Origin of the sequence: Oceanimonas doudoroffii, from assembly GCF_002242685.1 — a bacterium.
Classification (GTDB): Bacteria; Pseudomonadota; Gammaproteobacteria; order Enterobacterales; family Aeromonadaceae; genus Oceanimonas; species Oceanimonas doudoroffii.
Window position 1 is genome coordinate 131475 of the sequence record NZ_NBIM01000006.1, and the last position, 18233, is coordinate 149707.

General features: G+C 61.1%; 16 protein-coding genes. 10 read left to right on the plus strand and 6 right to left on the minus strand.

Going from position 1 to position 18233, the window contains the following annotated elements:
* Positions 1-23: 23 nt before the first annotated feature.
* A complete protein-coding gene (locus B6S08_RS14920; protein ID WP_094201604.1) occupies positions 24-926 on the minus strand; it encodes an EamA family transporter in 903 nt (300 codons plus the stop codon).
* 93 nt (positions 927-1019) lie between these two features.
* On the opposite strand from B6S08_RS14920, the gene B6S08_RS14925 reads away from it, so the two are divergent.
* From B6S08_RS14925 to B6S08_RS14940, 4 genes are all read left to right on the plus strand, one after another.
* Positions 1020-2402: an aminotransferase-like domain-containing protein gene (locus B6S08_RS14925; protein ID WP_211284245.1), complete on the plus strand. Its 1383-nt coding sequence runs from the start codon at positions 1020-1022 to the stop codon at positions 2400-2402.
* A 176-nt stretch (positions 2403-2578) separates the two neighbouring features.
* Positions 2579-4054, plus strand: a complete 1476-nt coding sequence (locus tag B6S08_RS14930) for a Na+/H+ antiporter NhaC family protein (protein ID WP_245849875.1) — start codon at positions 2579-2581, stop codon at positions 4052-4054.
* 20 nt (positions 4055-4074) lie between these two features.
* Positions 4075-5181, plus strand: a complete 1107-nt coding sequence (locus B6S08_RS14935; protein ID WP_094201606.1) for a class II histone deacetylase — start codon at positions 4075-4077, stop codon at positions 5179-5181.
* A gap of 86 nt (positions 5182-5267) precedes the next feature.
* Positions 5268-6038, plus strand: a complete 771-nt coding sequence (locus B6S08_RS14940) for a helix-turn-helix transcriptional regulator (protein ID WP_094201641.1) — start codon at positions 5268-5270, stop codon at positions 6036-6038.
* 62 nt (positions 6039-6100) lie between these two features.
* Here the strand turns inward: B6S08_RS14940 and B6S08_RS14945 are convergent, their stop codons facing one another.
* The 3 genes from B6S08_RS14945 to B6S08_RS14955 form a co-directional block, all read right to left on the minus strand.
* The gene (locus tag B6S08_RS14945; protein WP_094201607.1) at positions 6101-7594 is read right to left on the minus strand and encodes an aldehyde dehydrogenase; all 1494 of its coding nucleotides are present in this window, start codon (positions 7592-7594) and stop codon (positions 6101-6103) included.
* 10 nt (positions 7595-7604) lie between these two features.
* Complete coding sequence (locus B6S08_RS14950) at positions 7605-8966, minus strand: aspartate aminotransferase family protein (protein WP_165662035.1); 1362 nt, start codon at positions 8964-8966, stop codon at positions 7605-7607.
* Positions 8967-9053: 87 nt separating this feature from the next.
* Complete coding sequence (locus tag B6S08_RS14955; protein WP_094201609.1) at positions 9054-9803, minus strand: gamma-glutamyl-gamma-aminobutyrate hydrolase family protein; 750 nt, start codon at positions 9801-9803, stop codon at positions 9054-9056.
* A 276-nt stretch (positions 9804-10079) separates the two neighbouring features.
* On the opposite strand from B6S08_RS14955, the gene B6S08_RS14960 reads away from it, so the two are divergent.
* The 5 genes from B6S08_RS14960 to B6S08_RS14980 all read left to right on the plus strand — a co-directional run bounded on the left by B6S08_RS14960 (position 10080) and on the right by B6S08_RS14980 (position 15953).
* Positions 10080-11453: a glutamine synthetase family protein gene (locus B6S08_RS14960; RefSeq protein WP_094201610.1), complete on the plus strand. Its 1374-nt coding sequence runs from the start codon at positions 10080-10082 to the stop codon at positions 11451-11453.
* Positions 11454-11467: 14 nt separating this feature from the next.
* A complete protein-coding gene (locus B6S08_RS14965; RefSeq protein WP_094201611.1) occupies positions 11468-13414 on the plus strand; it encodes a Na+/H+ antiporter NhaC family protein in 1947 nt (648 codons plus the stop codon).
* Positions 13415-13540: 126 nt separating this feature from the next.
* Entirely contained in the window at positions 13541-14803 is a 1263-nt protein-coding gene (locus tag B6S08_RS14970; RefSeq protein WP_094201643.1) for a sensor histidine kinase, read from the plus strand.
* Complete coding sequence (locus B6S08_RS14975) at positions 14800-15330, plus strand: response regulator transcription factor (protein ID WP_169716416.1); 531 nt, start codon at positions 14800-14802, stop codon at positions 15328-15330. Before B6S08_RS14970 ends, B6S08_RS14975 begins: the two co-directional genes overlap by 4 nt.
* A 134-nt stretch (positions 15331-15464) precedes the next feature.
* Entirely contained in the window at positions 15465-15953 is a 489-nt protein-coding gene (locus B6S08_RS14980; protein ID WP_094201612.1) for a copper chaperone PCu(A)C, read from the plus strand.
* Here the strand turns inward: B6S08_RS14980 and B6S08_RS14985 are convergent.
* Both B6S08_RS14985 and B6S08_RS14990 read right to left on the minus strand, forming a co-directional pair.
* The gene (locus B6S08_RS14985) at positions 15947-16543 is read right to left on the minus strand and encodes a 4'-phosphopantetheinyl transferase family protein (protein WP_141202206.1); all 597 of its coding nucleotides are present in this window, start codon (positions 16541-16543) and stop codon (positions 15947-15949) included. The genes B6S08_RS14980 and B6S08_RS14985 overlap by 7 nt on opposite strands.
* Before the next feature lie 163 nt (positions 16544-16706).
* Positions 16707-17147 (minus strand): excinuclease ATPase subunit, encoded by a 441-nt coding sequence (locus B6S08_RS14990; protein ID WP_094201614.1) that lies wholly within the window; start codon positions 17145-17147, stop codon positions 16707-16709.
* 325 nt (positions 17148-17472) lie between these two features.
* On the opposite strand from B6S08_RS14990, the gene B6S08_RS14995 reads away from it, so the two are divergent.
* The gene (locus B6S08_RS14995) at positions 17473-18228 is read left to right on the plus strand and encodes a beta-ketoacyl synthase chain length factor (protein WP_169716417.1); all 756 of its coding nucleotides are present in this window, start codon (positions 17473-17475) and stop codon (positions 18226-18228) included.
* The last annotated feature ends 5 nt before the right edge of the window (positions 18229-18233 follow it).

Here is an 18233-nt window from a genome sequence, read left to right on the forward strand (position 1 = left end):
TCCCTGCACGTGATCTGTTTGTGCTATGCCGTGCCCTTGTCGGTACTCAGAGGAGTGCGCGGCTTGCCGGGCAGTGGTCCCCGATACAGCACCAGGGCGATACCCAGCAAAAAGGCCGTGCACGAGGCCCACTGGGCCGGTGACAGTTGCTCACCGTACATCAGGTAGCCACTGGCAAGGGCAAACACCGTGACCAGCAACGTCATGGGGGCCATCTGGCTCATTGGGTATTTGAGCAGCATACGGTTCCATACCCAGTAGCCGAACAGGGTGGTGGGATAGGCCTGAAACAGTACCGAGAGCCAGGTGCCGGCATGCCATTGCCGGTAGGTGATCTCCAGCACGTCGATCCCGTTGAACAGCAGGCTGAGCCCAATCAGCGGCAAGGGGGCAAACAACATGCCCCAGATATTGAAGGCAAAGGCCGACTGCGTGCCCGAGCGACGCACTATCACCCCCGCCAGGGGCCAGCAGATGGCCGATATCAGAATAAACAGCACGCCGGCGGGAGTGACGTTGCCGTTGGTGTAGACGATGGCCACCAGCACACCAAGCAGGGCGATGGCAATGCCCGACCACATGCGCCGGCTGATGGTTTCCCGATACAACAATACGCCCACCAGCACCGTGGTAAGCACGTCGAGCTGCAGCAGCACCGAGGCCATGCCCGCCGACAGGCCAAAGGTGATGGCGCAGGACGCCATGCCCCAGATGCCGGTGCCGAACACCAGACCGTAGCCTATCAGGTGGCGCCAGGGCACCTTGGGTCGGCGAATGAAAAAGATGATGGGAAAGGTAGCGCAGAGAAAGCGGGCCGCCGCGACCAGCAGCGGATCCAGCTCGCTGACGCCGAGTTTGATCATGGAAAAGTTGATGCCCCAGATCGCCATGACCAGGACGATCAGCCAGAAATCCCGTGGGTTCATGCCAAGTGCTCCGAGTGAGGTTGATGGGGATTGAGTGTCCCTTGCCGCACCTGACGGGTACAGATACAATTTTTAAAAAGTAAGGGGGTACAGATGACGATGGCGAGATATCGGCAGCTGGCGGAGAAGTTCATCACCGACATTCAAGCCGGCCGGCTGGCACCGGGCGAGCGGCTGCTGTCGCTGCGCCAGCTGGCCCGCCAGCACGGGATCAGCATGTCTACCGCGGTCAGCTGTTACGCCGAGCTGGAATCTCTCGGCTGGCTGGTGGCCAGGCCCAAGGCGGGTTTTTTCGTGGCCGCCGGCCGGCCCGTGGCGCCGGCGCCGGAATGGGCATCCTTTGCCAGCCGGGTGGCGACACCGGAACGAGGTCGTGCACGGGCGCGGGAGCGGAATGGTGGGCCCCTGGGTACGGCACTGCTGGGGCTTGACGAAGCCACCCGCAATGGTCTGGATCGCAGCTTTCGACGGGCCCTGGCAGCCACTGCCGGCCGGATCGGCGAATATCCGCCCCCCCTGGGCGAACCTGCGTTGTTGGCAGCCCTGACCAGTCATTTCAGTCAGGCGGGCTTTGCCCTCGGCGCCGACGAGCTGATGATCACCCATGGCTGCATGGCCGCGGTGCAGAGCGCGCTGGAGATCTGCACTCGGCCCGGTGACGCGGTGGCCATCAGTTCGCCCTGTTATAACGGCCTGCTCGAGCTGTTGGCGCATATGTCGCGGCGCATTGTGGAGATTCCGTCCCGGGCCGACGGCATTGATCTGGACCAGCTGGAACGGCTGATGGCCGAAGGCACGGTGCAGGCGGGGCTGTTTTGCACCAGCCACATGAACCCCCAGGGCATCACCATGTCGGTGGCTCAGAAGCAACGGCTGGCACGGCTGGCCAGTCGCTACCGCGTGCCGGTGATTGAGGACGATGTCTATCTGGAGCTGGCCCACGGCGATCGCATGCCGCTGCCGGCCGCCTGGTATGACGAGGAAGGATATGTGATCTGGTGTGGTTCGGTGTCCAAGACATTGTCCCCCGGTTACCGGCTGGGCTGGTGTCGCCCGGGTCGCTTTGGTGCCGCCATGGCGTCCAGGCTGTTTGGTGTGCCCACCCTGGTACAGCTGGCCATGGCCGACTTTATCGACACCGGGGCTTATGCCCGGCATTTGCGTCGTACCCGAATCCGGTTGATTCGGCAAAAGCAGTTTTACCTAGATTACCTGGCCCGACGGCTGCCTTCGGGCAGCCGAATCGCCCAGCCGGACGGTGGCCTGGTGCTCTGGCTGCAGGTGCCCGGGCTGGCGGCCGAGGCACTGGGGCAGGCCGCCCGCGGCGCCGGCCTGGACATTCGCACCGGCGACCTGTTCACCGCCTCCGCGCACTACCGCGACTGCCTGCGCATCAATATGGGCTTTGCATTTGACGAGCAGGTACGCCTGGAGCTGGACACCCTGGTACGGCTGATCGAGGCGCATTGCGCCTGAGCCTCGGCGGAAAAATGAATGAGGCCTCGTCTGCTTCAGGAACAGGCCCTGCCTGTAGCCAGGGCCGTCCTTTTCATTCTCGTATTATCCGTATCGGGTGATGGTGCACCCTTGCCGTGATTCAGATCACGCCAAATGTCCCTCAGGGGACATGTTACCTGCTTTCAGCCACCTTCATGATGAATCGTCAATGGAACGACGAGGAAGATGGCATGGAGAAAATACTGCGCCCCCGAGTGGATAAACTGCCCATCGGCTGGATTCGGCTGGCGGTAGTGAGTGGCTTGTTGCTGCTGGCGATATTCTTTGGAACGGGAAAAGACAACGGCGAATTCGGGCTGCTGGCCCTGGTGCCGACATTGGTGGTATTGGGACTGGCGTTACTGATCCGGCGAACCCTGGAGCCGCTGCTGGCCGGCGCCCTGACCGGGTTTGCCCTGATTGAACCACAGCGAACGCTGCACAACTTTGTGGCCAGCACCCTGGAAGTAATGCAGGGGCCCATCATGGGCTGGCTGATCCTGGTATGCGGCCTGCTTGGCAGTTTAATCGCTCTGCTGCAGTTTTCCGGGGCTACCCTGGCCTTCAGCGACAGCCTGGGTAAATATGTGAAACGCCGTTCTCATGCCCTGATGGCCAGCTGGCTGCTGGGCATTGCCATTTTTATCGATGACTATCTTAACGCCCTGACCGTCAGTACCGCCATGCGTAAGCTGTCGGACAAGCTGAACATTTCCCGGGACATGCTGGCCTATGTGGTGGACTCCACCTCGGCGCCGGTGTGCCTGCTGATCCCGTTTTCCACCTGGGTAATTTATCTCGCCGGCTTGATCGAAGCCAATGGCCTGGTGCCGGAAGGGGAGGGCTTCAACTATTACCTGAGTCTGTTGCCTTACCTGGTGTACCCCTGGGTGGGGCTGTTGCTGGTGCCCCTGGTGGCCTTTGGCGTCATTCCGCTGCTGGGCAGCATGAGGCAGGCGGAGCGGGACTGCCTTGAAGGCAACAGCATGCCGGTGGAGCAGGACGAGCCGGGCCACCGTCAGCCGCCTCGGCTGATGAACTTCATGCTGCCGGTACTGACCCTGCTGCTGGCCACCTGGTATTTCGACATCGATGCCCTGATGGGCGTGGGCTGTGCCCTGGTGGTGTCGCTGGTACTGTATCGGCTGCAGGGGCTGGCCAGTTTGCCCCGGCTGTTTGACGAAATTATTCAGGGCATGGCCACCATGCTGCTGCCCCTGGGCATCGTGTTTGCGGCCTTTGTGCTGCAGGCGGTGAACGAGAAGTTGGGGCTGGCGCCTTATTTGATCGACACCATTACCCCCTACATGAACGCCCGCTGGCTGCCGGCGCTCAGCTTTCTGGTGCTCGCCGGGCTGACCTTTGCCACCGGCTCCTTCTGGGGGGTGTATGCCATCGCCTTTCCCATCATGGTGCCTCTGGCGCAGGCGCTGGACGCCAACATGGCGCTAACCCTGGGGGCCCTGGTGTCGGCGGGGGCCTTTGGCAGCCATGCCTGCTTCTTTGGTGACTCCACCGTGATCTCCGCCCGGGGATGCGGCATCAGCCCGATGCAGCATGCCTTAAGCCAACTGCCCTATACCCTGATTGCCGCCTGCATCACCACGGTACTGCTGTGGCTGCTGGCCTGATTTTGAACAAGGAGAGCACAATGAAACGAACCGGATTCGCCTTTCACGAACATTGCCTGTGGCACGATGCCGGCCCCTGCTCGGTATTTGACCGCCCCGGTGGCTTTGTGCAGCCTGCCGCTGCCGCCGAACACCCGGAAACCAAGCGCCGGTTGCGCAACCTGCTGGCGGTGAGTGGCCTGCTGGATCAACTGCTTCCGATAAAAGGTGAACCCGCAACGCGGGAAGACCTGCTGCGCTTTCATACCCCGCGTTATATTGATGAACTCAATGCAATGAGTGAGCAAGGGTTTGGTGATGCCGGCCAGTATGCGCCCTTTCGCCAGGATGCCTTTCCCATTGCCTGCCGCTCTGCCGGCCTGGCAATGGCCACGGTGGCGGCGGTACTCAACGGTGAGGTCGACAACGGCTATTGCCTGTCACGCCCCCCCGGCCATCACGCCGAGGCGGACAGGGGCATGGGGTTTTGCCTGCTCGGCAATATTCCCATCGCCATTCGGTCGGCACAGGCGCGGGGCCTGGTGCGCCGGGTCGCGGTGATCGACTGGGACGTGCACCATGGTAACGGCACTCAGCAGGCGTTTTATGAGGATGCAGAGGTGCTGACCATTTCACTGCATCACGACAATAACTATCCCATCGGCTCGGGCAGCGCGGACGAGCGAGGCCGAGGGGCCGGTTTCGGCTATAACCTCAATGTGCCGCTGCCGGCCGGATCCGGGATCGGCACCTACTTGGCGGCCATGGATCAACTGGTGATCCCGGCACTGGATCGTTTCAAGCCGGAACTGATCGTGGTGGCCTGCGGTTTTGATGCCGGCGCCCTGGATCCGCTCGGCTGCATGTTGCTTAATGCCGATGCCTTTGGTCGGCTGACCGAGAAGGTGATGATCGCCGCCGACCGACTGTGCCGGGGCCGGTTGGTGATGGTGCATGAAGGAGGCTATTCGGAGGGATATGTGCCTTTTTGCGGCCACCGGGTGATCGAAACCCTGAGTCGAAGCGATATTCACGTGCCCGATCCGGCGGGAGATGATATTGCCCGCTGGGGCCAGCAGGAATTGCAGCCTCACCAGGCGGTGCTGATTGAACGCCTGCGGCCGTTGCTGAAGGACATTGGTGCGTGAGTACCTGACCCTGATACAGTGCCGTCACTGGTCAGGGTCCTGTTTGAATGTTACATTTTATTCACCGTTTTACGTTTCGGTGGTACATGGCGTTCATGCAAAAGGATATTGCGCCCGACTCTCTTGCACCCTTGGCGAAATTACTGTCATCCCTCGATGAAAAAGACTTTCTGCCGCGGCTGCGAGCCTGCCTTGAAAGCTACTTTCCACATATCGATCTGGTGTTGTGCCGGTTTTACCGTTATCGCGCCCCGGAGATCTTGTTACATAATCTGAACCAGCAGCAGGAGATGGCGACCCTGCATCCCTACTGTGCCGGCATGTACCAGCTGGACCCCTTTTATCAGCATTGGCTGAACCATGCTGCCGCCGGTGTGTTTCGTCTGGATGAGATAGCTCCGTCTGAGTTTAGGCGCAGTGAATACTTCCTGACCTATTACACCGGACTGGGGTTGCATGACGAGCTGATGTGCCTGTTTTCATCCAGCACGAATACCACCCTGGCCTTCTCATTTGGTTTCTACCAGCCGCCGCCTCAGCTGGACGCCCGCCTGCTGAATGAAAAGATGGCTTACCTTTTTCCGTTATTGCAGGCGCTGCTGGAAAAGCATCACTGGCAGGCGTCGCCTTTATGTCAGGATGATACGGGGGAGTTTCTTGATGAACGCCTGAGCGAGCGGGAGCAGCAAGTGGCACGGTTGTTTCTGCAAGGGCACAGTGCCGCCGCCATTGCCGAGCAGTTGTGCATCAGTCCTGGTACGGTGAAAAATCACCGCAAGCATATTTACGGCAAGCTCGCCATCAACAGCCAGGCCGAGCTGTTTCAGCTGTATCTGCGTCAGTTGGGGGTGGAATAAACACCAAGGGCGCTTTTTGGCGCCCTTGGTGTTTTTCGGCCTGCTGGTGTTTCACACCATCGTCAGCCCGCGCCAAACTCTATCCAGGTGGTTTTCAGCTGGCTGTATTCGGCGAGGGAGTGCAGCGACTTGTCGCGGCCGTTGCCGGACTGCTTGTAACCGCCAAAGGGCACCGTCATGTCGCCGCCGGCATAGTTGTTGACGAACACCTGGCCCGACTCCAGCCGTCGGGCCGTGGTCAGGGCGCGATCCAGGTTTTGGGTCCAGACCGCCGCCGCCAGGCCGTAGGGGGAGTCGTTGGCGATGGCCACCGCCTCGTCGGCGCTGTCAAAGCCGATCACCGCCAGCACCGGGCCAAAGACTTCTTCCCGGGCCAGGGCCATGTTGTTGGTGACGTTATCAAACACCGTGGGGGCAAAATACAGGCCGCCGTTGATGTTCACCGGCTCGCCGCCGGTACGCAGGCGGGCTCCTTGCTTCAGCGCCGCCGCCACATGGCCGGCAATGCCGTCGAGCTGGGTGGCGTCCACAATGGCGCCCATGGCGGAGGCCGGATCCAGGGGGTTGCCGGGTTGCCAGGCGGCGGCGTGGTGCACAATGCGCTCCACCAGCTGGTCTTTAATACTGTTTTCCACCAGCAGCCGTGAACCGGCGATGCACACCTCGCCCTGGTTGTAGAAAATGGCCTGGGCCGCCTGTTGCGCTACAAAGTCGAGATTACCGGCGTCGGCAAACACGATATTGGCGCTCTTGCCGCCGCATTCCATAAAGGTGCGCTTTAGGTTGGACTCGCCCGCATACTGGGTCAGCAGTTTGCCCACGCCGGTGGAGCCGGTAAAGGCCAGGGCATTTACGTCCATGTGCGAGGCCAGGGCCTTGCCCACGGTATGGCCGTAACCGGGCAGAACCTGCAACACGCCGGCGGGCAGGCCGGCCTCATGGGCCAGGGCCGCCAGCCGCAGCGCGCTGAGCGGGGATTTTTCCGACGGCTTTAATATTACGGTATTGCCGGCGGCCAGCGCCGGGGCGATTTTCCAGCAGGCCATCATCAGCGGAAAGTTCCAGGGCACGATGGCAGCCACTACTCCCAGGGGTTCCCGGGTCACCAGTCCCAGGCTGCTGGACGCGGTCGGGGCGATTTCGCCATAGACCTTGTCGATGGCCTCGGCATTCCAGCGCAGGCAGCGCGCCGCCGCGGGCAGATCCACATTCAGGCTGTTGGCGATGGGCTTACCCATGTCCAGGGTTTCCAGCAGCGCCAGTTCCTCGGCGTGCCTTTCGACCATTTCGGCAAACCGCAGCAGCAGGCGCTTGCGCTCCGCCGGAGCCAGCCCGGCCCAGTGGGGCAGGGCGGTGCGGGCGTGGGCCACCGCCAGGCTGGCGTCCTGCTTATCACAGCTGGCCACGTCGGCCAGGTGCGCGCCGGTGGCTGGGTTGTGGCTGGCAAAGTGCTCGCCGGACACGGCCTCGCAGTAACGGCCGTTGATAAAGGCGCGGCCCTCGGGCCGCAGTCCTTCACTCAGGGCTTGCCAGTGGGCAAGAGCATGTTGCGTCATGACAGCCTCCTCAGCTCATGATGCCCAGCTGGCGGGCGGTGGCGTCCAGGCTCTCCCGGGCCAGGCGCACCAGCTCGTCGATCTCGGCCTTGGTAATCACCAGGGGGGGTGACACCACCATGGTCTCGCCCACGGAACGCATTACTATGCCGGTGTTAAAGCAGTTGTCCCGGCAGCGGCCGCCGATGCCCGGCTCAAAGCGGGCCAGGGTGGTCTTGTCGGCCACCAGCTCAAGGGCACCCAGCAATCCCAGGCTGCGGGCTTCGCCCACCAGGGGATGATCCGCCAGGCTGGCCCAGCGCTCGGCAAAGTAGGGCGCGGCCACCTCGCGCACGTGCTCCAGCACGCCATCTTCTTCCATCAGCTCCAGGTTGCGCAGGGCCACGGCGGCACAGGCCGGGTGACCGGAGTAGGTAAAGCCGTGGTAGAACTCACCGCCCTGCTCGATCAGGGTGTCGGCCACCCGGTCGCCCACCAGTACGCCGCCGATGGGCAGATAGCCGGACGACAGTCCCTTGGCGATGGGCATCAGATCGGGCTTGATGTTGAAATGCTGGCTGCCGAACCACTGTCCCAACCGGCCAAAGCCGCAGATCACCTCGTCGGCAATCAGCAGAATGCCGTAGTGATCGCAGATGCGCTGAATTTCGGGCCAGTAGCTCTCGGGGGGAATGATCACGCCGCCGGCACCCTGAACCGGTTCGGCGATAAAGGCCGCGACCCGCTCCACGCCCAGCTCCTTGATTTTCTGCTCCAGGGAGCGTGCCGCCAGCAGGCCGAATGCTTCCGGGCTCATTTCCTGACCTTCCCCAAACCAGTAGGGCTGGGCGATGTGTTCCACATCCGCCAGCATGGGGCCGCCCTGTTCATGCATGGGGGCCATACCGCCCAGGCTGGCACCGGCCACGGTGGAGCCGTGATAGCCGTTGCGTCGGCCGATGATCACGGTTTTTTCCGGCTGGCCCTTGAGCTGCCAGTAGCGGCGCACCATGCGCACGACCGTATCGTTGGACTCGGAGCCGGAGCCGGTGAAGAACACGTGATTGATGTGCTCGGGGGCCAGCTCGGTGAGCTTTTTGGCCAGTTTGATCGCCGGCGGATGGGCGGTCTTGAAGAAGTTGTTGTAGTAGGGCAACTCGGTCATCTGGGCGGTGGCGGCCTCCACCAGCTCTTGGCGGCCATAGCCCAGGTTCACGCACCACAGGCCGGCCATGGCATCGAGAATGCGGTTGCCTTCTGAATCAACAATATAGATGCCTTCTGCGCCGGTGATGATGCGGCTGTTGCTGCCCAGATCCTTGGTGTCGGTAAAGGGGTGCAGGTGGTGCTGGCCGTCCTGTTCGCGCAGCGCTTGGGTGTTGTATTGGTGCATGATGGTGTCCTTTTTCTTCATGTATATGTCGGGGTCAGGCCATGACTTCGGCAACGGCCTGTCCCCCTCTTGTTTGAATGAGCTTTTTTAAGCCTTGATGCTGTCCCGGTAGTGGGCACAGGCGGTGCCAAAGGCGGTAAAGATGGCGGCGTAGAGTGGGTGCTCGTCGGTGCGCCATTCCGGGTGCCACTGCACGCCCAGGGCAAAGGGCAGGGTGGGATCGCTGATGGCTTCCACCAGGCCGTCCGGTGCCAGGGCCTCGGCCAGCAGACCCTCGCCGAGGCGGTCGATGCCCTGCTGGTGCAGCGAGTTCACCTCGAAATTCAGCTCGCCGGTGAGCCGGTGCAGCAGGCCGTCCGGGTTCAGGCTGAGGGCATGGGCCGGCTCGTAGTGGCTGTTGACCCCGTCGGTGTTCGGCTCACGATGATCCATCAGGCCGGGCAACACCTGCAGCGGCTGGCGCAGGCTGCCGCCCCAGGCCACGTTCATTTCCTGCAGGCCACGGCAGATCCCCAGCAGTGGCAGTTGCAGCTTGCGGGCAGTGCGGATCAGTGACAGAGCGGATCCGTCCCGATCCGGATCCAGCCGACAGTCGGGATGATCCCGATCGGGAGCATAATGACGCGGATCCACATTGCTGTAGCTGCCGGTGAGGCAGAGGCCGTCGAGCCGCTCAAGGATCCCTTCATTCAGGCCTTCGGCCAGGGCAGGTAGCAGCACGACCTCCACGTTGGCCGAGTGGCGCAGGGCGTCCACGTACTTGTTGACCACCATATGGCAATGGTGCCCTTCAATCTGTCGCTGACAGGCGGTAACGCCGATCAGGGGTTTGTGCATTATTCTTTCCATGGTCTCACCTGCTCAAACCGTTTGGTTTATATAATCAACGGTCGGTATCGCCGTTCCAGTTACTGCATGGAAGCATGTCATTTGCGCAGAATCCAGTGAAAAAGCCTTGTTTATAGCCGGTGTAGTTTAATTTATGTGACGAAGTTAACTATTTTTCACAGAGTGTTAACTTTTGGTGTTGATGAGTGATTGCCTTAGTTTGTTCATTATCCTATAACATTTGTCATTCTGTTATGGTTATTAAAACGCAACATGGAGGTCACCATGAGTGACAGGGGCATGCAAGAGGCCCGGGAGTTTCTGGAGCGAAACCCGGATATCAATTCCATCGATCTCATGATCGGTGACATCAACGGGGTGATCCGCGGCAAGCGCATTCCCAGAGACAGCCTGCTCAAGGCCTATGAAGAGGGGGTCTGCCTGCCGGCCTCGCTGTTTGCCCTCGACATTAACGGCAACACCATTGAGGAAACCGGACTGGGGCTGGATCAGGGCGAGGGCGATCGGCTGTGCTTTCCGGTGCCCGGCACCCTGAGTCGGGTTCCCTGGCAGGACAGGCCCTGCGCCCAGGTGCTGATGAGCATGTATGAAAATGATCACAGCCCCTTTGTGTACGATCCCCGCCATGTGCTGCAGCGGGTGCTGGATCGTTTTGCCGATCTTGGGCTGACGCCTGTGGTGGCGGTGGAAACCGAGTTTTATGTGATCGATCGGGAACGGGACGACGAGCACCAGCTACAGCCGCCGGTGTCGCCGGTAAGCGGCAAGCGGGATCGTCAGTGCCAGGTCTATTCACTGTCGGATCTCGATGACTATTGCGACTTTATCGAGAGCATTCAGCACGCGGCCATGATCCAGAACCTGCCGGTGGACACCGCCATTGCCGAGTGCGCCCCGGGCCAGTTTGAGATCAACCTTAAGCACAGGCCGGATGCCATGCAGGCCTGCGACGAAGCGGTGTTGCTCAAGCGATTGATCAAGGGAGTGGCGGCTCGCCACAGCATGGAAGCCACCTTTATGGCCAAGCCCTACAATCAGGAGGCGGGCAGCGGCACCCATATTCATGTGAGCCTGGTGGACAATGAGGGCAATAACCGCTTCTGCAGTAAAGACGACCACCCCCTCGGCAGTGAGCTGCTGCAGCAGGCGGTGGCCGGCGTACTGGCACTGATGCCCGAGTCCATGGTGGTGTTTGCGCCCAACGCCAACAGCTATCGTCGCTTTCAGCCCGGCTATTACGTGCCCATGAGCCAGACCTGGGGCGCCGACAACCGTACCGTGGCGGTGCGCGTGCCCGGTGGTAATCCCGCCGCCCGCCGCCTGGAGCATCGCGTGGCCGGTGCCGACGCCAATCCCTACCTGCTGGTGGCCAGCATTCTTGCCGGCATTCACCATGGCCTGACCCAGCAACTGAAGCCCTTTGAGCCGGTGACCGGCAACGCCTACGCCAGTCATCCCCCCAGCCTGCCCAACAGCTGGATCCAGGCGCTGGATCAATGGCAGCGCAATGAGATCCTGCCGGAATACCTGGGCCAGGAGTTCTGCCGGGTATACCACGCCAACCGCTACGGCGAGCGGCAACTGTTTATGCGCCACGTCAGCTCTCAGGAGTATGACTGGTATCTGCGTTCGGTCTGACAGGAGACGGTTCCATGGAAGGATACAAGATTCGCCACTGGCTGACGCCATTGCTGGCATTGCTGATGTTGCTGCCCGGGCTGGCCCGGGCCGGCGAGCCCACTCTTGAGGCCCCGGCCCTGGTGCTGAAGGGCATCCCCTTTGAGGTGACGGTTACCGGTACCGAGCCCCTGTGGCTGGTGCAGGAAGACAACCGCCAGCCGGTCAGCCTTGAAAACGGTGCGGCAATCATAGAGCTGGTGACTGAGGCCGAGCGCCTGGCGCTCAGCCTGCAGGATGAGGCCGGTACCGTGCTGGCAGAAGCGGCCAGCCCGGCCATTGCCGCCTGGCTGTCGGTGGTGCCGGCGCTGCTGGCCATTGTGCTGGCGCTGGCGTTCCGTCAGGTGATACTGGCGTTATTCGTGGCCATCTGCTGTGGCGGCTGGCTGGGTTATGGCCTGGCCGGCGACAAGCTGCTGAGCAGTGTGCTCGACTCGGTGAACGTGCATGTGCTGGCCGCCGCCAGTGATGCCGAGCATATGTCGGTGGTGTTGTTCTGTCTGCTGATCGGCGGCATGGTGGGCATTATTTCCCGCAACGGCGGCACCGTGGGCATTGCCCGGCACATTACCCGCTTTGTGCGCGGCCGGCGCAGCGCCCAGACCACCACCGGCCTGCTGGGTACCGCCATTTTCTTTGACGACTACGCCAATGCCCTGATCGTCGGTAACACCATGCGCAATATCACCGACCGGCTGCGCATCTCCCGGGAAAAGCTGGCCTATCTGGTGGACTCCACCGCCGCTCCGGTGTCGGCCATTTTGCTGGTGACCACCTGGATAGGTTTTCAGGTGGGGCTGATTGATGAGGCGCTCGGCCTGGTGGACGGTTTTGACGGCTCCGCTTACGGGGTGTTTATGGCTTCCATCAGCTACAGCTTCTACCCCATTCTGGCGTTGCTGTTCGTGTTTATGATAAGCCTCAGTGGTCGGGACTTTGGCCCCATGCTCAAGGCCGAGCGACGGGCGGTGCGCCGACAGCGTGAGGCGGACGATGAACTGACCGACCGGGAAGCCATCGCCGAGGAAGCCAGCATCGATGCCAAACCGGGTATTCCCCATCGGGCGCTGAACGCCATCGTTCCCATGACGGTGCTGGTGCTCACCACCCTTGGGGGAATATGGTACACCGGCATGAGCGAGCTGGGCTTTCCCGCCGAGGCCGGCCTGCGCGATGTGTTCGGCAGCAGCGATTCCTTTACCGCCATGATGTGGGGCTCGCTGCTCAGTACCCTGGTGGCGCTGGTGATGACCCGCATTCAGGGCCTGCTGAGCATGGACGAGGCCGCCCATTACTGGTTTGAAGGGGTGAAGTCGATGCTGCTGCCCATCACCATTTTGATGATGGCCTGGGCGCTGTCGTCGGTGAACGAGACCCTGAATACCAGCGATTACCTGGTGAGCGTGCTCAGCGACAGCCTGCAGCCGGAACTAATTCCGGTGAGCGTGTTTGTGTTGTCGGCCTTTACCGCCTTTGCCACCGGCTCGTCCTGGGGCGTAATGGGAATCATGATGCCCCTGGTGGTGCCCCTGGCCTGGGCGGTGCTGCAGCACCATGGCCTGGCCGGCGACCCGGACGCCATGCATCTGTTCTATGCCTCGGTGGCGGCGGTGCTGGCCGGCGCGGTATGGGGGGATCATTGTTCGCCCCTGGCCGAGACCACCCTGTTGGCCGCCATGGCCTCGGGCTGCGGCCTGGTGGAGCATGTGCGCACCCAGTTGCCCTATGCGCTGTTTGTGGGGGTAATCGCCACCCTGTTTGGTGTGGTGCCGGTGGCCTACGGCATGCCCTGGTGGCTGGGCATTATCATCTGTACCCTGGCCATGGCCGCCGGCCTGCGGCTGCTGGGCAAGCGGGCCGACGCGGAAGAAGGTGAACCGGAAGCCACTGTGAATATTGATGCAGTAAAAACGTCATCCTGAAGAAACCGTAGCACGAAGCACCCTCAGGGTTGCTGACTTCGACACGCCGGAAGTGCGACATTTCGCCGCACTTCCGGCGTTTTTATTCGTGCTACCATGGCGCTTTGTGTGTGTTACTTGGCCGCCATGACCCAACTCCGTTCCGCCAGCCTGCCCCTGCTCGAGCTGAACCATGTGCTGCGCTTTAGCCTGTACAGCCGCTGGATGTTTGTGGCCGTGCTCGGCTCCAGCACCCTGGTGTTCTACCTGTTGCACCTTAATTTGCCGCTGCTGCCGCTGGCGGCGGTGGCCATCGGCGTGGCCGTGATCAACCTGTGGCTGAATCGCGACTGGCGCCTTGGCCGGCCGGTACGGCGGCTGCTGGCATGTGGCCTGCTGCTGGACGTGCTGGCGCTGGGGCTGGTGCTGGGACTGACCGGCGGGGCCAGCAATCCGCTGGCGGTGCTGTTTCTGCTGCCATTGATGATGGCGGCACTGGTGTGTTCACCCGGGGTTGCCTGGGGGCTGACCGGTATCGCCACCGGTCTCTATCTGCTGTTGTTCTTCTGGCACCTGCCGTTGCCGGCTGGAGAACATGGCGGCCACGAGGCCCTGTTCAACCTGCATCTGGTGGGCATGTGGCTGACCTTTGCGCTATCGGCGGGGTTGATCACCTCCTGTGTATCCCGGCTGGTGCGTATATTGGGTGAACGGGAGCGGCGGCTGAACCAGGCCTATCGGCGCCAGGACAGCGACGAGCGACTGCTGGTGCTGGCGATGGAGGCGGCGAGCCTGACTCACCAGCTGTCCACCCCCCTCAATAACCTGTTTCTGCTCAATGAAGAGCTGCGCGAAACCCCCGATCTGCCCCGTGAGGTGCAGGAAGATCTGCAGTTGGCCCATTCCCAGCTTGAACAGTGCGCCGATATTCTGAGCCGGCTTAAATCTCAGAGCCAGGCGGAACGAGAGCCGGTGCGGCTCTATCGTACTCTTGGGGAGCGACTGGCCCAATGGCAGAACCTGCGGCCGGAGGTGCGGGTAGAATGGCAGCATTCAAATATGGCGCAAGACCGAACTGTGCGGCTCAGCCCGCTGTTCTGGCCGGCGTTGTTCAACATCCTCAACAATGCCGCCGATGCCGGCGAAGGCCGCATTGAACTGCATACTCGGTTTCACACCAACGGTGACTGGGAGCTGGGCGTGCATAACCGTACCGGCGTGCTCTCTGAGGCCCAGTTGCGCCGGGCCGGACTGGATCAGTTCGACTCGGACAAACCTGCCGGCCTGGGGCTGGGAGTCTGGTTGTCGCATGCGACCCTGTCGCGGCTAAACGGCCGGCTGGAGCTCAGCAATCACGCCGAAGGGGGAGTTTACGCACGCATTTTGTTGCCGCTGGAGCCCATCTCATGATGACCGACTTTTTGCTGGTGGATGACAACGAGACGTTTGCGCGCCTGCTGTGCCGGGGCTTTAAACGCCGGGGGCTGAACCTGGAGTGGGCGGCCACCGGCGAGCAGGTGCTGGCGCTGTCCGCCCGTTTCCAGGGCATTTTGCTGGACCTGAATCTGGACGGCGAAAGCGGCCTGCAACTGCTGCCGGCGCTGGTAGCGGCCCAGCCTGAGGCGCGCATTGTGGTGCTCACCGGCTATGCCAGCATCAGTACCGCCATTGCCGCCATCAAGCTGGGCGCGGTGCAGTATTTGCCCAAACCGGCAGAAATCGACGCCATTCTTGCCGCCTTTGAAGAGGAAGGCACAGAGCAGACCGCGGCCCTGAGCATTGAGGAGGCATCGCCTTCACTCAGGCGGCACCAGTGGGAATATGTGCAGTTTGTGCTGCAGCAGCACGAGGGCAATATTTCGGCCACCGCCCGGGCCCTGGGCATGCACAGGCGCAGCCTGCAGCGCATGCTGCAGAAGCATGCCGTAAGTCGTTGACGGCTGCGACAATGTGCCGCATGGTGCCGGTAATGGTTTTTTTCTAGTATGAACGGGACTCATCTTTTACTACCCGTGCAACGGATTTCGGCGGCGCTGACCGGCGCCGCGCTTTTTATTTTCAGGAGAGCCCCATGAATGTAATGCGCAGTGCCATCGCTTCCCTGCTGTTGCTCAGCGCCAGCGGCGCCCTGGCCCATGAATATGAGCAGGGTGGGCTGCATATCGATCACCCATGGAGCCGTCCGGCCCCGCCCATGGCGGCCAACGGCAGCGCCTATCTGGTGATCAACAACCAGGGCAGGGCCGATGATGTGCTGCTGGGCGCCAGCACGCCCCTGGCCGAGCGGGTGGAAATCCACACACACCTGATGGACGGCGACATGATGAAAATGCGCCAGCTCAAGAGCCTGCCGATTCCCGCCGGCGAAACGGTGAGCCTGGCCCCGGGCGGCCATCACCTGATGCTGATGGGACTGAAGCAGGCCCCCCAGCTGGGAGATCGTTTTCCCCTGACCCTGCGGTTTGAACAGGCGGGCGAGGTCGAGGTGGAAATATCGGTGGACGGAGAAGAGGCCAAACCCGCGAAGGAAGTCCACGGGTACGGTCATCACCATCACTGAGTTTCAGTTGTGTCGAGTATCCCAAAAGGGCCATCAGGCCCTTTTTTGTGATTGCTTAGTCCGCGTCTGGCGGCATCCCGCATGACGTGTTCAAGGTTAATCGAGGCCTGGTGCAACAGAGGGGCGGCAGTGACTTTTTCACTGACAACGGCGAGCCGGTAATGATCCAGACGGGACTGCATCAGATGCCAGGGGGAATCGTTTTCCAGCAGGGCAGGGTATGAGAGTCCTGTCAGGGTGGTCCGGGCCTGCTCGGCGGGAGTCAGCGCTTTGTACAGAGCCTCCTTGGCGCACCAGATCCGATAGAAATACCGCTGCAGCTCGGCAGGGTGTTCGGGTAACAGGGCAACTTCTTCGTTGCTCATAAACAGGGCGGCCATTTCCCGGAAGCGGCGTCCGCTTTTCATCCATTCCACATCAATGCCTATCCTGAACGAACTTAATCCAAAGCAGATCAGATGGTGGCTGTGACTCAGGCTGATATGGGCGGGAACAGGCAGATTGTGAATAAGAGGGGCCGCATTGGTCCGCTCTTCAATATCCCACTCTGTGGTGGCCCGCCGGTAATGCCGGCTCAGGGCTGTGCACATCAGCAGCCTGCTGTGCAGATATTGTTGCCGCCGTCCGGGCGCGCGGAGCGAGTGGAAAAAATCCCGTTGAGCAGGGGGGAGCAAGGCCAGCCCGGCATCGGGGACGGGCTGGCCGGGGGCACCGGCGCTGGCAAACCAGAGCAGTATGGTGCCGAGGCTGTCGTTAGCGGGCAAGCTTGACGACTTCTCCGGTCAGGGCAACACCGGCGATCACCGCACCGGCATGACACTCATACTGGGTATTGCTGTTGACCTTATTTTTCTTGTAGTAGCTGGCGATGTTGATCACGGCATTGCCGCCTTCCTTTCTGACCCTGTCCTGTAGTGACAGCATGGCGGACAACATGACCCAGCGGCAGGCTTCCTCATCACTTTTGTTAAATGCATTGGTTTTTTTATTGCTAGAGAAGTTGCCCAGACTGCGTTCTACCCTAGGATGTTTCTGAGTGCCGAAATAAAACCCGATATTAGGGTCCAGACGTTCCTGGAAGTCGGGAGAGGCCATGGCTTCCTCAATGGATAACATGTGTTTGGTATCACGGCTGAATGCCTGGGGAGACATCAGCATAAAAAATAGCGACAGGGCAGTAACGAGCACTTTCATTGAATTCTTCCTTAATGGCTGCAAATTTCCTCATAAGTTAGCGATTATAGGTAGCTTGTGTTTATTGAGTAAACCGTTTTTGCTTTGCATTATGGGAGGGAGGGGGTAAAATCGCCCTTTAATAACAGGGTTAAAAGAAGTTTTGTCTGATTTTCATGGTTTCGTCATGAATGTGTAAAATACGACTGTATTTTGTCATCATCAGGCAATGGAAACTGTCCTTGGGGTCGCTTTTTGTTGATAACCCAGTGCCAGATTTTAACCAGAAATAATGTCGCCAGGGTGGGAGTGGCTGGCCTGTGTTGGACTACAGGCAGGAGTAAGGATGTCATTAGGTTTCAAGTTGCAGTCATGGAATGCCCTGGCACCCGGCCTGGAAGGGCCTTGTGCATGGCGTCGCTGGCTGGAGCAGCCTGTTCCTCTTGAGCCGGGATTGCACAAGATCTCCCTGAAACAGATCCCGCCCCTGTTACGGCGGCGTTTTACCGAGCCTGGCCGTTGCGCCGCCGGAGCGGCCCTGCCGCTGCTTGAACAGAACGATGCCATGCCGGGGGTGTTTGCTTCCCGCCATGGCGACACCCCGCTGACCCTGTCGTTGCTGGAAGGCATTGCCGCTGAACAACCCATGTCACCCACCGGCTTCAGCCTGGCGGTTCACAATGCCGTCAGCGGTCTGCTGTCCATTGCGCGCCAGGACGTCAGTGAAGTCACCGCCATTGCCGCCACCGACAACCTGATCCCCCTGGCGTTGCTGGAGTCGGCGACCCAGCTGCAGCAACGAGAGCGGGTGCTGTGCCTGATCTATGACGTTCCCCTGCCCGAACTGTACCGGCCCTACAGCCAGTGTGAGTCTTTTCCCTTTGCGCTGGCCATGCTGCTCTCCCGCACCGAGGGTACCGGAATGACCCTTGAGCAGAGCGAACCTGAGCAGTCAGTGCCAGCTTCGGCTGACGCCTCGCAGAACCAAAGTGAACTGCTGCAAATGATGCGCCTGCTGTGTGGCCTGGACGACAGCGCCCGTTTTGGCTCGGCGTCGGGAGCAGGCTGGCGCTTGCGTGGCGGGTCCGCGGCCCGGGGGTGAATGCA

What these genes read in the sequence shown, in the direction of transcription:
- B6S08_RS14920 (WP_094201604.1), bottom strand. Translation starts at nt 926, where the DNA reads ATGAACCCACGGGATTTCTGGCTGATCGTCCTGGTCATGGCGATCTGG.
- B6S08_RS14925 (WP_211284245.1), top strand. Translation starts at nt 1,020, where the DNA reads ATGACGATGGCGAGATATCGGCAGCTGGCGGAGAAGTTCATCACCGAC.
- B6S08_RS14930 (WP_245849875.1), top strand. Translation starts at nt 2,579, where the DNA reads ATGATGAATCGTCAATGGAACGACGAGGAAGATGGCATGGAGAAAATA.
- B6S08_RS14935 (WP_094201606.1), top strand. Translation starts at nt 4,075, where the DNA reads ATGAAACGAACCGGATTCGCCTTTCACGAACATTGCCTGTGGCACGAT.
- B6S08_RS14940 (WP_094201641.1), top strand. Translation starts at nt 5,268, where the DNA reads ATGGCGTTCATGCAAAAGGATATTGCGCCCGACTCTCTTGCACCCTTG.
- B6S08_RS14945 (WP_094201607.1), bottom strand. Translation starts at nt 7,594, where the DNA reads ATGACGCAACATGCTCTTGCCCACTGGCAAGCCCTGAGTGAAGGACTG.
- B6S08_RS14950 (WP_165662035.1), bottom strand. Translation starts at nt 8,966, where the DNA reads ATGCACCAATACAACACCCAAGCGCTGCGCGAACAGGACGGCCAGCAC.
- B6S08_RS14955 (WP_094201609.1), bottom strand. Translation starts at nt 9,803, where the DNA reads ATGCACAAACCCCTGATCGGCGTTACCGCCTGTCAGCGACAGATTGAA.
- B6S08_RS14960 (WP_094201610.1), top strand. Translation starts at nt 10,080, where the DNA reads ATGAGTGACAGGGGCATGCAAGAGGCCCGGGAGTTTCTGGAGCGAAAC.
- B6S08_RS14965 (WP_094201611.1), top strand. Translation starts at nt 11,468, where the DNA reads ATGGAAGGATACAAGATTCGCCACTGGCTGACGCCATTGCTGGCATTG.
- B6S08_RS14970 (WP_094201643.1), top strand. Translation starts at nt 13,541, where the DNA reads ATGACCCAACTCCGTTCCGCCAGCCTGCCCCTGCTCGAGCTGAACCAT.
- B6S08_RS14975 (WP_169716416.1), top strand. Translation starts at nt 14,800, where the DNA reads ATGATGACCGACTTTTTGCTGGTGGATGACAACGAGACGTTTGCGCGC.
- B6S08_RS14980 (WP_094201612.1), top strand. Translation starts at nt 15,465, where the DNA reads ATGAATGTAATGCGCAGTGCCATCGCTTCCCTGCTGTTGCTCAGCGCC.
- B6S08_RS14985 (WP_141202206.1), bottom strand. Translation starts at nt 16,543, where the DNA reads ATGTGCACAGCCCTGAGCCGGCATTACCGGCGGGCCACCACAGAGTGG.
- B6S08_RS14990 (WP_094201614.1), bottom strand. Translation starts at nt 17,147, where the DNA reads ATGAAAGTGCTCGTTACTGCCCTGTCGCTATTTTTTATGCTGATGTCT.
- B6S08_RS14995 (WP_169716417.1), top strand. Translation starts at nt 17,473, where the DNA reads ATGTCATTAGGTTTCAAGTTGCAGTCATGGAATGCCCTGGCACCCGGC.